The organism is Rathayibacter caricis DSM 15933 (genome assembly GCF_003044275.1).
In the GTDB taxonomy this organism is placed as follows: Bacteria; Actinomycetota; Actinomycetes; order Actinomycetales; family Microbacteriaceae; genus Rathayibacter; species Rathayibacter caricis.
In genome coordinates, this window is the sequence record NZ_PZPL01000001.1 from 2,044,765 (window position 1) to 2,058,298 (window position 13,534).

Consider the following 13,534-nt stretch of genomic DNA (forward strand, 5'->3'; position numbering starts at 1 on the left):
CGTGCGGAAGATCCTGATCGTCTGCGGTGCGGGAGCGTCGAGCACGTTCCTGGCGCACCGCTTGCGAGCGGGCGCGAAGGAGCGCGGCATGGACGCCTCGTTCCGGTCGGAGACCCTCACCGGTCTCGCGGACTCCCTCCCGGAGGCCGACGTCCTCCTGGTGGGTCCGCACCTCGAGTCGCAGTTCGATGGACTCCGCCGGCGTGCGGAGCGAGTCGGAGCCGCGGCCGCCCTCCTCCCGCACGACGTCTTCGGAGTGCACGGTGCCGACACCGTGCTCGACACCCTCCCGATCCTCTTCGCCGCTCGCGCGGTCGGGGCGGGGGCGGACGGGGATCCCTCCGTCCGACCGGCACCGGGCACCGAGCCCGACGCCGGCCACCACTGACGCAGCCACCGCTGCAGATCCCAAGGAGAAACGTTCATGGTCGAGCGCACTGTTCAGGTCGCATCGTCGAAGGGCCTCCACGCCCGCCCCGCCTCGCTCTTCAGCCAGGCCGCGGCGAAGTCGGGGCAGAAGGTCCTCGTCAAGAAGGGCGACGCGACCGCGGTCAACGCCGCGTCGATCCTCGGGATCATCTCCCTCGGCATCGAGCACGGCGACGACCTGACCCTCACGGTCGAGGGCGACAACGAGCAGGCCGTCCTCGACGAGCTGGCGGAGTTCCTGACCACGGACCACGACGCCTAGATCCCCGCCAGCACCCCACTCGATCACCCCCGCTCTCTCACCGACGAGAGCACGACAGGAACCGAGCACTCATGACGCTGTCCACTCCCCACACCGCCTACGCCTCCGCGAAGCTCCAGGGCACCGGAGTCGGCCGCGGGCTCGCCCTCGGGCCGGTCCTGCGCATGCCCGAGCCGCTGCCCGAGCCGGAGGACGTCGCGAGCACTCGCACGCCGGTGCAGGAGGAGGAGCGCGCCGTGTCGTCGCTGTCCGCGACCGCTGCGACCATCCGCCACCGCGGTGAGCGCGCCGGCGGGTCGGCCAAGGACGTGCTGGACGCGCAGGCGCTGATGGCGGAGGACCCGTCGCTCGCCGACGACGTGAAGGCGCGCATCGCCAACGGCAAGACCGCGGAGCGCGCAGTGCACGAGGCGTTCGCGGGCTTCCGCGATCTGCTCGTCGCGATGGGCGGCTACATGGCCGAGCGCGCGACCGACCTCGACGACGTCTCGCAGCGCGTCGTGGCGCACCTGCGCGGAGTGGCCGCCCCCGGCGTGCCCGAGTCGGACGAGCCCTTCGTGCTCGTCGCCCGCGACCTCGCGCCGGCCGACACCGCTCTGCTGGATCTCGACAAGGTCCTCGGACTCGTCACGAGCGACGGAGGCCCCACGTCGCACACCGCGATCCTCGCCCGCGAGAAGTCGATCACCGCCATCGTGGGCACCACCGGCGCACTCGATCTCCGCGACGGACAGCTCGTGATCCTCGACGCGACGACCGGCGTCGTCACGGTGAACCCCTCGGACGCTGAGATCACCGAGGCGAAGGCCGCGATCACGGAGCGCGCCGAGCGTCTCGCCGCTCCCGTCGTCCCCGGCGCGCTGGCCGACGGCCACGCCGTGCCGCTGCTCGCCAACCTCGGCTCGGCCGACGGCGCGCAGGGAGCGGTCGAGCTCGGCGCGGAGGGCGTGGGCCTGTTCCGCACCGAGTTCCTCTTCCTCGACGCGAAGGAGGCGCCGACCGTCGCCGACCAGGCCGAGCAGTACACCCGCCTCCTCGCCGCGTTCCCCGGCAAGAAGGTCGTCGTCCGCGCGCTGGACGCCGGCGCCGACAAGCCGCTGAGCTTCCTCAACGACGACCACGAGGAGAACCCCGCCCTGGGACTCCGCGGACTGCGCGCGCTCCGTGCCAGCGAGCAGATCCTCCGCGACCAGCTCACCGCCCTCGCGCAGGCCGACGCCGCGACGGACGCCGACCTCTGGGTCATGGCGCCGATGGTCGCGACCGTCGACGAGACGCGCTACTTCACCTCGATGGCGCGGGAGCTCGGCATCCGCACCGCGGGCGTGATGGTGGAGGTCCCCTCCTCCGCCCTGCTCGCCGATCGGATCCTCGGAGTCGCGGACTTCGCCTCCATCGGGACGAACGACCTCACCCAGTACACGCTGGCCGCCGACCGGATGCTGGGCACCGTCTCGGCCTACCAGGATCCGTGGCACCCGGCCGTCCTCCGCCTCGTCGGCGAGGTCGGGCGCGCGGGAGCCGCACTGGGCAAGCCCGTCGGCATCTGCGGCGAGGCCGCCGCCGACCCCCTGCTCGCCGTGGTCCTCGTGGGCCTCGGCGCGACGACCCTCTCGATGTCGCCGTCGGCCCTCGCCGACGTGCGGGCCGAGCTGGCCGAGCACACCCTCGAGGACGCGAAGCGGTTCGCGGAACTCGCCCTCGCGACGGACAGCGCCGCCGCGGCGCGGTCCGCCGTCACCGAGGCGATCGCCGCCTCCTGATCCCCGGCCTCCGGGCCGCCCGCCACGCACCACCTTCCCCTCGCACCACCCCCTCATCACGACCCGCCCGCAGGGACCCGGCCGCCTCAGGAACGACCGGGACCCCGCACCAAGAATCGGAGAACACCACATGACAACGACGTCAGCGACGTCGACGCGCGGTGGAGCGCGCGTCCACGTCCAGCGTTTCGGCACCTTCCTCTCGGGGATGGTCATGCCGAACATCGCGGCCTTCATCGCCTGGGGCTTCATCACGGCGCTCTTCATCGAGACCGGGTGGCTGCCGCTGCTCGGTGTCGACGCCACCTGGGTCCAGCAGTTCGGCGGCTGGAGCAGCGACCCCGACGTCGTGAACACCGGCCTCGTCGGCCCGATGATCACGTACCTCCTCCCGCTGCTCATCGCGAACACCGGTGGCCGCATGGTCTACGGCGCGCGCGGCGGCGTGGTCGGCACGATCGCGACCATGGGCGTCATCGTCGGCGCCGGCATCCCGATGTTCATCGGCGCCATGATCATGGGCCCGCTCTCGGCATGGCTCATGAAGAAGGTCGACGCGATCTGGGACGGCAAGATCAAGCCCGGCTTCGAGATGCTCGTCAACAACTTCTCGGCCGGGATCCTCGGCCTCCTGCTGGCGCTCGTCGCGTTCGCCGGTGTCGCTCCGCTCGTCGAGGGCCTCTCGGCGATCCTCGGCGCCGGAGTCGAGTGGCTGGTCGGCGCGGGCCTGCTCCCGCTGACGAGCCTCTTCATCGAGCCCGCCAAGATCCTGTTCCTCAACAACGCGATCAACCACGGCGTGCTCACCCCGCTCGGCGTGCAGCAGGCGGAGGAGACCGGCAAGTCCTTCCTCTTCCTCCTCGAGGCGAACCCCGGCCCCGGCCTGGGCGTGCTCCTCGCCTTCGCGATCTTCGGAGTCGGCGCCGCCCGCGCCTCCGCTCCCGGCGCCGCGGTCATCCACTTCATCGGCGGCATCCACGAGATCTACTTCCCGTACGTGCTGATGAAGCCGGCCCTCCTCGCCGCCGTCATCCTCGGCGGCGCGACCGGTGTCGCCACCAACGTCGCCTTCAACTCGGGCCTTCGCGCCCCGGCGTCGCCCGGCTCGATCATCGCGGTGCTCCTGCAGACCGCGAACGACAGCTTCATCGGCGTGATCCTGTCGGTCATCCTCGCGGCCGCCGTCTCGTTCGCCGTCGCCTCGGTGATCATCCGGGCCGGCCGCAAGAGCGACCTCGCCGCAGCGCAGGAGGGCGACGACAAGCTCGCCGCCGCCGTCGCCGCGAACCAGGCCAACAAGGGCAAGGACAGCGCCGTCGGCTCGCTCATCAACGCCGGCGGAGCCAACACCCCGCAGGACTCCAGCGGCGCCTCGGTCGCGGGAGCCACGGCCACCGCGACCCAGGTCCGCAACATCGTGTTCGCCTGCGATGCCGGGATGGGATCGTCCGCCATGGGCGCCTCCGTCCTGCGCAACAAGATGAAGAAGGCGGGCTTCGAGGACGTCACGGTCACCAACAAGGCGATCGCGGCCCTCGAGGACGACGTCGACCTGGTCATCACCCAGGCCGAGCTGACCGAGCGCGCCCGCCAGCGCACGCCCGGCGCGATCCACGTCTCCGTCGACAACTTCATGAACAGCCCGAAGTACGACGAGGTCGTCTCCCTGGTCCGCGAGCAGCACGGCCAGTAGCCCGAGCGGCCATCCAGTAAGCACGACGAGGGAGCCCGTAGGGTGCGACGAGGCGGACACGCTCCGCTCGCCCCCGCGGGCTCCCTCGCCTGTTCCCACCATCGGAAGGACTGAAGCCATGAGCGAAGTGCTCACCATCGGACAGATCAACGCCTCCGGCACCGCCACCACGAAGGAGGCCGCCATCAAGGAGGCCGCCGACATGCTCGTGGGAGTCGGCGCGGTGACGCCCGCCTACCACGAGGCCATGCTCGCCCGCGAGGCGACCGTCTCCACCTACATGGGCAACCTGCTCGCGATCCCGCACGGCACCAACGACGCGAAGGACGAGATCCGCTCCTCCGCGCTGTCGTTCGTCCGCTACGGCCAGCCGATCGACTGGGACGGCAACGAGGTGCGCTTCGTCGTCGGCATCGCCGGAGTGAACAACGAGCACCTCGAGATCCTCTCCAAGATCGCCATCATCTTCTCGGAGGAGGACGAGGTGCAGAAGCTCCTCGACGCCCCCGACGCGCAGGCGCTCTACGGGCTCCTCGGGGAGGTCAACTCCTGATGCCCAAGGCCGTCCACTTCGGCGCCGGCAACATCGGCCGCGGCTTCGTCGGGCTGATCCTGCACGGGGCCGGCTACGAGATCGTCTTCGCCGACGTCAACGCCGCTCTGATCGACCAGCTCGCCGCCGCGGACAGCTACGAGGTGCACGAGGTGGGGGAGGAGTCGGTCACGCACGTGGTCGACCGCTTCCGCGCGATCAACTCGGCCTCCGACGAGGAGGCGCTCGTGCGCGAGATCGCGACGGCCGATGTCGTCACCACGGCGGTCGGCCCGAACATCCTGCGCTTCGTCGCTCCGGTGATCGCCAAGGGCCTGGCCGCCCGAGCGGAGTCGGCACCGCGGCTGAGCGTGATGGCCTGCGAGAACGCGATCAACGCGACCCGTCTGCTGCAGACCGAGGTCGCCGCGAACCTCGGCGCGGACGAGTGGGAGACGCTGCGCTCCCGCGCGGTCTTCGCCGATACGGCCGTCGACCGCATCGTGCCGAACCAGGAGCCGGGGCAGGGCCTGGACGTCACCGTCGAGAGCTTCTTCGAGTGGGTCATCGACCGCACGCCCTTCGAGGGCGGCGAGCCGGAGCTCCCGGGCGCGACGTACGTCGACGACCTCGAGCCCTTCATCGAGCGCAAGCTCTTCACCGTCAACACCGGGCACGCGACGGCGGCCTACGTCGGCTTCGCCGCCGGAGCGCACAAGCTCTCGGACGCGCTCGCGATCCCGGCGGTGCACGACGCGGTGAAGGCGGCGCTGGAGGACACGAAGAGGCTCATCGTCGCGAAGCACGGCTTCAGCGACGAGGAGCAGCAGGCCTACCTCGAGAAGACGCTCAAGCGCTTCGGCAACCCGTACCTGACCGACACCGTCGACCGGGTCGGCCGCCAGCCGCTGCGCAAGCTCTCGAGGCACGAGCGCTTCATCGGCCCGGCCGCCGAGCTCGCCGAGCGCGGGCTCGTCCCGTCGGGACTGCTCACCGCCGTCGGAGCCGCACTGCGCTTCGACGTGCCGGAGGATCCGCAGAGCGTCGAGCTGCGCGAGAAGCTCGCGTCGCTGTCGCCGGAGGAGTTCGTCGCCGACGTGACCGGGCTCGCTCCCGAGCACCCGCTGTTCCCGCAGCTGGTCGAGGTCGTGCGCGCCTAGCGTGCTTCCGCCGGGACTCCGCGAGTGCCGCACCCGCGACGAGATCCCCTGCCACGGCGGGGGATCTCGTCCGTTCGGGCCCGAGGGTCAGAAGAGGCGCCAGCGGGTGAGCGGCCACGCGACCGCGAACACGCGCCCGACGACCCGCTCCACGGGCACCGTCTTCACGCACGAGTCGATCGGCCCGAGTGCGCCGCGGCACAGCCCCAGGGAGTCGTTCGAGTTCGACCGGTGGTCGCCCAGGACGAAGAGCGTCCCCTCGGGCACCGTGTACTCGTCGAAGCACCGCGTCGACCGGATCTCGGTCGTGCAGGTCGCGCCGTCCCCGAACGGGAAGTCCTCGAACACGTAGTCCTCGTCGAGCGGTTCCCCGTCGACCAGCACGCGCCCCTCGGCGTCGCAGCAGGACACGGTCTGCCCACCGGTGGCGATCACGCGCTTCACGAGGAACTCCTCGTGCGACGGGCCGATGCTGGTCACGTCGCCGAAGTACTTCACCGCCTCGGAGAGCGGGCTCCCGACGGTGTCGGTGGCACCCCACTCCTCGTCGCGCGAGAAGACGACGATGCGGCCGGTCGTCGGATCGCCCTGCAGTGCCGCCGTGCGGTCCACCAGGATCCGGTCGCCCCAGAAGCCCCCGCCCTGCAGGGTGCGCTCCATCGAGCCGGTCGGCACGGTGTACACCTTCACGAAGAAGGTCTGGACCAGCGCGATGACGACGATCGCGCCCAGCACCGTCACCAGGGGATGCGAGTACCAGCGTCGCCGCTCGTGCTCCGACGACTCCCGATTGCGCGCCATCCGCGCTCCCTCCGCTCGACTGCAGTCAGCCTAGGCGGCGGGCCGGCGGAGTCCGGCTGAGGCGCGTACCGGTGGGCGTCCGGAGGAGGGAGGCCGCGACACGCCCGAGGTGGCGGAGGAGGCCGGAATCGCGTAGCATCGACCCTTGGTGTTTTGCGCGTGCTCCGGCACGCCCGCACACCGCATCCCGGGCACTCGCCCGGGGGAGGTTCGTCGCGGAAACATTCGCACGACCAGTACACACACTACTTCCGAACGACAGTGAGGCTATGGCCAAAAAAGACGGTGTCATCGAAATCGAAGGTGCGGTTGTCGAGGCGCTCCCCAACGCGATGTTCCGCGTGGAGCTGACCAACGGACACAAAGTTCTCGCCCACATCTCGGGCAAGATGCGTCAGCACTACATCCGGATCCTCCCCGAGGACCGCGTGATCGTGGAGCTGAGCCCTTACGACCTGACCCGCGGCCGGATCGTCTACCGCTACAAGTAGGCGTTCGCCCCGCTCCGTTCGCGACGTGCGTGTCCTGTAAGGAACGGCCCCGGCATCCGCCGGGAGCACGACGCCAGCGAAATCAAGGAACAGAACCATGAAGGTCAACCCCAGCGTCAAGCGCATCTGCGACCACTGCAAGATCATCCGCCGCCACGGCAACGTGATGGTCATCTGCAGCAGCAACCCCCGCCACAAGCAGCGCCAGGGCTAGTCCCGACCGCTGCTCCCGGCAGGGAGCGCCGGGGCGGTCCGCCGCCCCACGACAGAACCACAGAACCGCAACGTCACCAATCGCGCTGCATCCCCGCTCCGGCGGCGGATGAACGGCGAGGACACCCCCGGTGGAGGCCGGGGCACCGACGTTGCATCACACCTCCACTCACTCAACAGGAGAAGCCACAATGGCACGTCTGGCAGGAGTAGACATCCCGCGCGAGAAGCGCGTGGAGGTCGCACTGACCTACATCTACGGTGTCGGCCGCACTCGGGCGCTCGCGACCCTCAGCGACACCGGGATCGACGGCAACATCCGCGTCAAGGACCTCAGCGACGACCAGCTCGTCGCCCTCCGCGACCACATCGAGGGCAACTACAAGGTGGAGGGAGACCTCCGCCGCGAGGTCGCCGCCGACATCCGCCGCAAGGTCGAGATCGGCTCGTACGAGGGCCTCCGCCACCGTCGCGGCCTCCCGGTCCGTGGACAGCGCACCAAGACGAACGCGCGCACCCGCAAGGGCCCGAAGCGCACCGTCGCCGGCAAGAAGAAGGCCGGCCGCAAGTAACGCGGGCGACACGGACCTAGAGGAGATACACATTGGCTACCCCCAAGTCGGCCGCTCGTAAGCCGCGCCGCAAGGAGAAGAAGAACATCGCCGTGGGCCAGGCCCACATCAAGTCGACGTTCAACAACACGATCGTCTCGATCACCGACCCCTCCGGGGCCGTCATCAGCTGGGCCTCGTCCGGTGGAGTCGGCTTCAAGGGCTCGCGCAAGTCGACGCCGTTCGCCGCTCAGCTCGCCGCCGAGTCGGCCGCGCGCCAGGCTCAGGAGCACGGCATGAAGAAGGTCGACGTCTTCGTGAAGGGCCCGGGCTCGGGTCGCGAGACGGCGATCCGCTCCCTCCAGGCCGCAGGCCTCGAGGTCGGCTCGATCAACGACGTCACGCCCCAGGCGCACAACGGGTGCCGCCCGCCCAAGCGCCGTCGCGTCTAGCACCAGCACTCGCAGCCGCCGGTCGGCCGGCCCCGTCCTCCGCGGCGGGGGCCGGTCGACCGGCGGATCGCGCATTTCTTTCACAACTTCATACCTCGCAAACGCACGTGTCATATAGCGGACACGTGATCGAAAGGAATCAACAGTGCTTATCGCACAGCGTCCGACGCTCACCGAGGAGAACATCTCGGAGTTCCGTTCCCGCTTCGTCATCGAGCCCCTCGAGCCCGGCTTCGGCTACACGCTCGGCAACTCGCTGCGTCGCACCCTGCTGTCCTCCATCCCGGGCGCCGCTGTCACCAGCATCCGGATCGACGGAGTCCTGCACGAGTTCACGACGGTCCCGGGCGTCCGCGAGGACGTCACCGAGATCATCCTGAACATCAAGGGCCTGGTCGTCTCCTCGGAGCACGACGAGCCGATCACCGCCTACCTGCGCAAGCAGGGCGCCGGCCAGGTCACCGCCGCCGACATCTCGGCTCCGGCCGGTGTCGAGATCCACAACCCGGAGCTCGTCATCGCCACGCTGAACGACAAGGCGAAGTTCGAGCTGGAGCTCACGATCGAGCGCGGCCGCGGCTACGTCTCGGCGACCCAGAACCGCAGCGAGTTCTCCGAGGCCGGCCAGATCCCGGTCGACTCGATCTACTCGCCCGTGCTCAAGGTCACCTACCGCGTCGAGGCCACCCGTGCCGGCGAGCGCACCGACTTCGACCGCCTGGTCGTGGACGTCGAGAGCAAGCCGGCCATCACGCCGCGCGACGCGATCGCCTCCGCCGGTCGCACGCTGACCGAGCTGTTCGGACTCGCCCGCGAGCTGAACAACGCGGCCGAGGGCATCGAGATCGGCCCCGCGCCGGTCGACGCCGTCCTCTCGACCGAGCTGTCGATGCCCATCGAGGACCTCGACCTCTCGGTGCGCAGCTACAACTGCCTGAAGCGCGAGGGCATCAACAACGTCAATGAGCTCGTCGCCCTCTCGGAGACGCAGCTCATGAACATCCGCAACTTCGGTCAGAAGTCGGTGGATGAGGTCAAGGAGAAGCTGACGGAGCTCGGCCTGTCGCTCAAGGACTCGGTCCCCGGGTTCGACGGCGCCCACTTCTACAGCTACGACGACGAGAGCATCTAGGTCTCCGCTTCCGGAGCCTGCGGCTCTTCGCGACCGACCTGCTGACACCCCTTTAGTACTGGAGTAAACCCATGCCCAAGCCCACCAAGGGCCCCCGCCTCGGAGGCGGTCCCGCACACGAGCGTCTGCTCCTCGCGAACCTGGCCGCGGCCCTGTTCACGCACAAGAGCATCAAGACGACGGAGACCAAGGCCAAGCGCCTGCGTCCGCTCGCCGAGCGTCTCGTGACGTTCGCCAAGCGCGGCGACCTGCACGCCCGTCGTCGCGTCCTCGCGACGATCGGCGACAAGTCCGTCGTCCACGAGCTCTTCACCGAGATCGCTCCGCTCGTCGCCGAGCGCGAGGGCGGCTACACCCGCATCACGAAGATCGGCCCGCGCAAGGGCGACAACGCCCCCATGGCGGTCATCGAGCTCGTCCTCGAGCCCGTGACCCCGAAGGCGAAGAAGACCCGCACCGCGACGGCGCCCGTGGCGGCTCCCGTCGAGGACGCGCCCGTCGAGGAGACCGACGTCCAGGACGCTCCGGCCGAGGAGGCCGCGACCGCCCAGGACGCTCCCGTCGAGGACGCCCCGGTCGAGGAGACCAGCGAGACCAAGTAGTCCCGCGCGATCCGCGAGAGCCCTCCGTCCTCCGGGACGGGGGGCTCTCGTCGTCTCCGCTGGTGGCGCGGAACGTCGCATACGATGGCGTGATCGCGCCGGTTCGGCGCTACCGCGCCACAGGGCGCGGCCGCCGCCGCTCCGGTGGAGGTCCGGAAGGAGATCCGTGCGCTCGCGCCTCTGGCCACCGGTCGTCCTGGCCTGCGTCCTCGGACTCGCCGGATGCTCCTCGCAGCCGGTCGTCGACGTCCCCGCGACGGCGGGAGCGGGAGCGACGCTCACTCCGACTCCGATCGCCACCCGGGATTCGACGCCGTCGTCCGCCGGCCCTGCTCTGGACTGCGCGGTCGTGCTGCCCGGGTCGAGGCTCGAGCAGGACCTCGGCCTGCCGAGCGGCGCAGCGGGCCTCGCGGACGACGGCTCGAGCTGCTCCTACGCCATCGCGGGCAACCCCGAGGCGGTCGTCGTCACGCTCACGCCGGCCCGGCTCCTCGAGACGTTCCGCGGAGCGGGGGAGGCGGTCGGAGCCGTGTCCGTACCTCTGGGGGAGGCGGCGTACCGACGCACTGCGCCCGAGGGCGGGACCGAGCCGTCCGAGCTCGCTGTCCTCGCCGGCGGGTATGAGCTGCGCATCGTCTCCTACGTCGGCGACTCCGCCGTCGTGGTGCAGTGGGCCCAGACCGTGTTCGCCTCGGTGGACGTCCGCCTGGTGGTCTGAGGGCCGTCCGACCTCATCGGGGCACGGCACCTAGACTCGTCGGGTGCTTCACCGCGTCCGCCTCGACCTGGCCTACGACGGCTCCCACTTCTCGGGCTGGGCCCTCCAGCCCGGACTCCGCACGGTGCAGGGGGTGCTCGAGGACGCGCTGTCGAAGGTGCTCCGGACTCCCGAGCGCACCACCGTCACCGTCGCGGGTCGGACGGACGTCGGGGTGCACGCGAGCGCCCAAGTCGCGCACGCGGACCTCACCGAGGAGCAGTGGACCCGCTTGAGCGGCGGGCGGCGCGCGGGGGAGGGCGTCCTGCCGCAGGAGGCGGTGCTGGAACGGCGGCTCCGGGGGATCCTGGGTCAGTACTCCGACCTCAGCGTGCACCGCGTCTCGCGAGCGCCCGACGGCTTCGACGCGCGCTTCTCGGCGCGCTGGCGGCGCTACGAGTACCGCCTGGCCGACGCCTCCTCCCTCCGCCACCCGCTCGAGCGCGCGTACACGACCTGGATCACGGAGTCGGTGGACGAGGCCGCGATGAACCGTGCGGCGCAGTCCCTCCTGGGGCTGCACGACTACGCGTCGTTCTGCCGAGCGCGGGTCGGCGCCACGACGATCCGCACGCTGCTCGACTTCGACTGGGAGCGCGATCGCGACGGAGTGCTGCACGCGCACCTGAGGGCCGACGCCTTCTGCCACAGCATGGTGCGCGCGCTCGTGGGCGCGTGCGTCGCGGTGGGGAACGGACGCCTCGCCGAGGGCGACGTCGAGCCGCTGCGCGACGCCGTCGCCCGCACCAACGCCTTCGCCGTGATGCCGGCGCGGGGGCTCGTCCTGCGCGAGGTCGACTATCCTGAGGACTCCTCGCTCGCCGAGCGCGCCGTCCTGACGCGCATGCGCCGGACCCTGCCGGTCGTCGAGCCCGTGCCGGAGGACCCGTCATGATCCGCTCCCCGCGTCTCGCGCTGCCCGCTGCCGCACTGGTGCTCGCTCTGGCGGGCTGCTCCGGCGGTGCGGTCGACATCCCGGAGTCGTCGCAGCCGACGATCGCGACGCAGGAGCCGGGCGCCTCCGTCGCGCCGCAGCAGACCGCCGAGCCCGTCGTGCCGTCCCCGACGATCGAGACCCTCGACTGCGAGGCGGTCCTGCCGGTCGAGACGATCGAGTCCGTGCTCGAGCTGCCGAGCGGATTCGCGACACCCGGAGAGCAGCCCGCCGGCTGCGCCTGGACCATGGCGGGGAACCCCTCGGCCCTGCTGCTGCAGACCGCGACGGAAGCGACGCTCGCAGAGGTGTCGACGCGGCAGGCCGCGACGCCCGGTGCGCTCGCCAGCGATCTCGGAGAGGCCGCGTTCTTCCGGCCGGCGGACGCCGCGCTCGATCCGGCGTCGACGCTCACGGTGCTGTCCGGGGACCGGCTGCTGTCGCTCCGATCCTCGGTGGGGGATCAGGCGGCGCTCGAGACGCTGGCGGAGGACGTGATCGCGGCGCTCGACGCCGAGGAGTGACTCCGACGCGTGGCTGCGATGAGTGGCTGCGGCCTCCGCGCTACCGCTGACGGCGTCCTTGCTGTAATGTTGACCTTTGGTGTTTTCGGCCGTGTGCCGAGCGCCCGAAGTTGAGCCCTCCACCGGATCGGTTCGCCCCCTCGCGGGGCGAACGGCCACGGAGCGGGATTCACGAACACCTCACTCCGACCAGAAAGCAGCACTCACGTGACTCGCACTTTTTCTCCGAAGCCGGCTGACGTCCAGCACGACTGGATCGTCATCGACGCGTCCGACGTCGTGCTCGGCCGTCTCGCCACCCACGCCGCGGCGCTCCTGCGCGGCAAGCACAAGGCCACCTTCGCGCCGCACATGGACATGGGCGACTTCGTCATCATCGTCAACGCCGAGAAGGTCGCCCTCACCGGTCAGAAGCTCCTCCAGAAGAAGGCGTACCGCCACTCCGGCTACCCGGGCGGCCTCTCGGCCACCACGTACGCCGAGCTCCTCGAGAAGAACCCGATCCGCGCCGTCGAGAAGGCCATCCGCGGAATGCTCCCCAAGAACTCCCTCGGTCGTGCGCAGCTGCGCAAGCTGAAGGTCTACACGGGCACCGAGCACCCCCACGCGGCGCAGCAGCCCAAGGCGTACGCCTTCACCCAGGTCGCCCAGTAGGCTCCGGCCCTCCCCGACACCTCAGACTTCGAAGACAAAGGATCACCTACACCGTGGCGAAGATCGCAGACCAGATCGACGTGGCTCCCGAGAGCTACTCCACCGAAAGCGCGGCCACCGAGGCGTCCTCGACGCCCCGCGCCGTCCTCAACGTCTCCGGCGCAGCCGTGGGCCGACGCAAGCAGGCCATCGCCCGCGTGCGCCTGGTCCCGGGCTCCGGCAGCCTGACCGTGAACGCCCGCGAGTTCGCGGAGTACTTCCCCAACAAGCTGCACCAGCAGCTGATCACCGACCCCTTCAAGGTGCTCGACCTCGTCGGCTCGTACGACGTCGTCGCGAAGATCACCGGCGGCGGCCCCTCCGGCCAGGCCGGCGCGCTGCGCCTCGCCATCGCGCGTGCGCTCAACGAGATCGACCGCGAGAACAACCGCGCGATCCTCAAGAAGGCGGGCTTCCTGACCCGCGACGCTCGCGTCATCGAGCGCAAGAAGGCCGGTCTCAAGAAGGCCCGCAAGGCGTCGCAGTTCTCGAAGCGCTAGTCGGTGCGGCCCGACGGGCCGCTCGATCAGTAGCTCGAGAAGTGG

Annotated in this window: 18 protein-coding genes; 17 read left to right on the forward strand and 1 reads right to left on the reverse strand. The window is 70.3% G+C overall.

Annotated elements, in window-relative coordinates:
• Nucleotide 1: 1 nt before the first annotated feature.
• From C1I63_RS09455 to C1I63_RS09480, 6 genes are all read left to right on the forward strand, one after another.
• Nucleotides 2-388, forward strand: a complete 387-nt coding sequence (locus C1I63_RS09455; protein ID WP_107574609.1) for a PTS sugar transporter subunit IIB — start codon at nt 2-4, stop codon at nt 386-388.
• Nucleotides 389-424: 36 nt separating this feature from the next.
• Nucleotides 425-691, forward strand: a complete 267-nt coding sequence (locus C1I63_RS09460; RefSeq protein WP_107574610.1) for an HPr family phosphocarrier protein — start codon at nt 425-427, stop codon at nt 689-691.
• Between the two features lie 71 nt (nt 692-762).
• Entirely contained in the window at nt 763-2,454 is a 1,692-nt protein-coding gene (ptsP, locus tag C1I63_RS09465; RefSeq protein ID WP_107574611.1) for a phosphoenolpyruvate--protein phosphotransferase, read from the forward strand.
• 130 nt (nt 2,455-2,584) lie between these two features.
• Complete coding sequence (locus tag C1I63_RS09470; protein WP_055787142.1) at nt 2,585-4,147, forward strand: PTS mannitol transporter subunit IIBC; 1,563 nt, start codon at nt 2,585-2,587, stop codon at nt 4,145-4,147.
• Nucleotides 4,148-4,265: 118 nt separating this feature from the next.
• Nucleotides 4,266-4,700 carry a PTS mannitol transporter subunit IIA gene (locus C1I63_RS09475; protein ID WP_055787145.1) on the forward strand — a complete coding sequence of 145 codons (435 nt, stop codon included), beginning with the start codon at nt 4,266-4,268 and terminating at the stop codon, nt 4,698-4,700.
• Nucleotides 4,700-5,839, forward strand: a complete 1,140-nt coding sequence (locus tag C1I63_RS09480) for a mannitol-1-phosphate 5-dehydrogenase (protein WP_107574612.1) — start codon at nt 4,700-4,702, stop codon at nt 5,837-5,839. Before C1I63_RS09475 ends, C1I63_RS09480 begins: the two co-directional genes overlap by 1 nt.
• A gap of 87 nt (nt 5,840-5,926) precedes the next feature.
• Here C1I63_RS09480 and lepB read toward each other — a convergent pair whose 3' ends face one another.
• Nucleotides 5,927-6,640: a signal peptidase I gene (gene lepB, locus C1I63_RS09485; RefSeq protein ID WP_107574613.1), complete on the reverse strand. Its 714-nt coding sequence runs from the start codon at nt 6,638-6,640 to the stop codon at nt 5,927-5,929.
• Nucleotides 6,641-6,909: 269 nt separating this feature from the next.
• On the opposite strand from lepB, the gene infA reads away from it, so the two are divergent.
• The 11 genes from infA to rpsI all read left to right on the forward strand — a co-directional run bounded on the left by infA (nt 6,910) and on the right by rpsI (nt 13,489).
• Entirely contained in the window at nt 6,910-7,131 is a 222-nt protein-coding gene (gene infA, locus C1I63_RS09490) for a translation initiation factor IF-1 (RefSeq protein ID WP_022883252.1), read from the forward strand.
• Between the two features lie 97 nt (nt 7,132-7,228).
• Nucleotides 7,229-7,345, forward strand: coding sequence for a 50S ribosomal protein L36 (gene rpmJ / locus C1I63_RS09495; RefSeq protein WP_055787164.1), 117 nt, complete (start codon nt 7,229-7,231; stop codon nt 7,343-7,345).
• A gap of 190 nt (nt 7,346-7,535) precedes the next feature.
• A complete protein-coding gene (gene rpsM / locus C1I63_RS09500) occupies nt 7,536-7,916 on the forward strand; it encodes a 30S ribosomal protein S13 (RefSeq protein ID WP_055787167.1) in 381 nt (126 codons plus the stop codon).
• A 32-nt stretch (nt 7,917-7,948) separates the two neighbouring features.
• On the forward strand, nt 7,949-8,347 hold the full coding sequence (gene rpsK, locus C1I63_RS09505; RefSeq protein WP_055787170.1) for a 30S ribosomal protein S11: 399 nt from the start codon (nt 7,949-7,951) through the stop codon (nt 8,345-8,347).
• A 145-nt stretch (nt 8,348-8,492) separates the two neighbouring features.
• Nucleotides 8,493-9,479, forward strand: coding sequence for a DNA-directed RNA polymerase subunit alpha (locus C1I63_RS09510; protein ID WP_055787173.1), 987 nt, complete (start codon nt 8,493-8,495; stop codon nt 9,477-9,479).
• Nucleotides 9,480-9,550: 71 nt separating this feature from the next.
• The gene (gene rplQ, locus C1I63_RS09515) at nt 9,551-10,081 is read left to right on the forward strand and encodes a 50S ribosomal protein L17 (protein WP_107574614.1); all 531 of its coding nucleotides are present in this window, start codon (nt 9,551-9,553) and stop codon (nt 10,079-10,081) included.
• 166 nt (nt 10,082-10,247) lie between these two features.
• The gene (locus C1I63_RS09520) at nt 10,248-10,799 is read left to right on the forward strand and encodes a hypothetical protein (RefSeq protein WP_107574615.1); all 552 of its coding nucleotides are present in this window, start codon (nt 10,248-10,250) and stop codon (nt 10,797-10,799) included.
• A gap of 43 nt (nt 10,800-10,842) precedes the next feature.
• Nucleotides 10,843-11,733 (forward strand): tRNA pseudouridine synthase A, encoded by an 891-nt coding sequence (locus tag C1I63_RS09525; RefSeq protein WP_107574616.1) that lies wholly within the window; start codon nt 10,843-10,845, stop codon nt 11,731-11,733.
• Nucleotides 11,730-12,296 carry a hypothetical protein gene (locus C1I63_RS09530; RefSeq protein ID WP_107574617.1) on the forward strand — a complete coding sequence of 189 codons (567 nt, stop codon included), beginning with the start codon at nt 11,730-11,732 and terminating at the stop codon, nt 12,294-12,296. Before C1I63_RS09525 ends, C1I63_RS09530 begins: the two co-directional genes overlap by 4 nt.
• 207 nt (nt 12,297-12,503) lie before the next feature.
• Nucleotides 12,504-12,950 carry a 50S ribosomal protein L13 gene (gene rplM, locus C1I63_RS09535; RefSeq protein ID WP_055787189.1) on the forward strand — a complete coding sequence of 149 codons (447 nt, stop codon included), beginning with the start codon at nt 12,504-12,506 and terminating at the stop codon, nt 12,948-12,950.
• Nucleotides 12,951-13,003: 53 nt separating this feature from the next.
• A complete protein-coding gene (gene rpsI, locus C1I63_RS09540; RefSeq protein WP_055787192.1) occupies nt 13,004-13,489 on the forward strand; it encodes a 30S ribosomal protein S9 in 486 nt (161 codons plus the stop codon).
• Nucleotides 13,490-13,534: the final 45 nt, after the last annotated feature.

Bases quoted from the DNA above. Each gene is read 5' to 3' on its own strand.
- C1I63_RS09460 (WP_107574610.1), top strand. From the start codon at position 425: ATGGTCGAGCGCACTGTTCAGGTCGCATCGTCGAAGGGCCTCCACGCC.
- ptsP (WP_107574611.1), top strand. From the start codon at position 763: ATGACGCTGTCCACTCCCCACACCGCCTACGCCTCCGCGAAGCTCCAG.
- C1I63_RS09470 (WP_055787142.1), top strand. From the start codon at position 2,585: ATGACAACGACGTCAGCGACGTCGACGCGCGGTGGAGCGCGCGTCCAC.
- C1I63_RS09475 (WP_055787145.1), top strand. From the start codon at position 4,266: ATGAGCGAAGTGCTCACCATCGGACAGATCAACGCCTCCGGCACCGCC.
- C1I63_RS09480 (WP_107574612.1), top strand. From the start codon at position 4,700: ATGCCCAAGGCCGTCCACTTCGGCGCCGGCAACATCGGCCGCGGCTTC.
- lepB (WP_107574613.1), bottom strand. From the start codon at position 6,640: ATGGCGCGCAATCGGGAGTCGTCGGAGCACGAGCGGCGACGCTGGTAC.
- infA (WP_022883252.1), top strand. From the start codon at position 6,910: ATGGCCAAAAAAGACGGTGTCATCGAAATCGAAGGTGCGGTTGTCGAG.
- rpmJ (WP_055787164.1), top strand. From the start codon at position 7,229: ATGAAGGTCAACCCCAGCGTCAAGCGCATCTGCGACCACTGCAAGATC.
- rpsM (WP_055787167.1), top strand. From the start codon at position 7,536: ATGGCACGTCTGGCAGGAGTAGACATCCCGCGCGAGAAGCGCGTGGAG.
- rplQ (WP_107574614.1), top strand. From the start codon at position 9,551: ATGCCCAAGCCCACCAAGGGCCCCCGCCTCGGAGGCGGTCCCGCACAC.
- C1I63_RS09530 (WP_107574617.1), top strand. From the start codon at position 11,730: ATGATCCGCTCCCCGCGTCTCGCGCTGCCCGCTGCCGCACTGGTGCTC.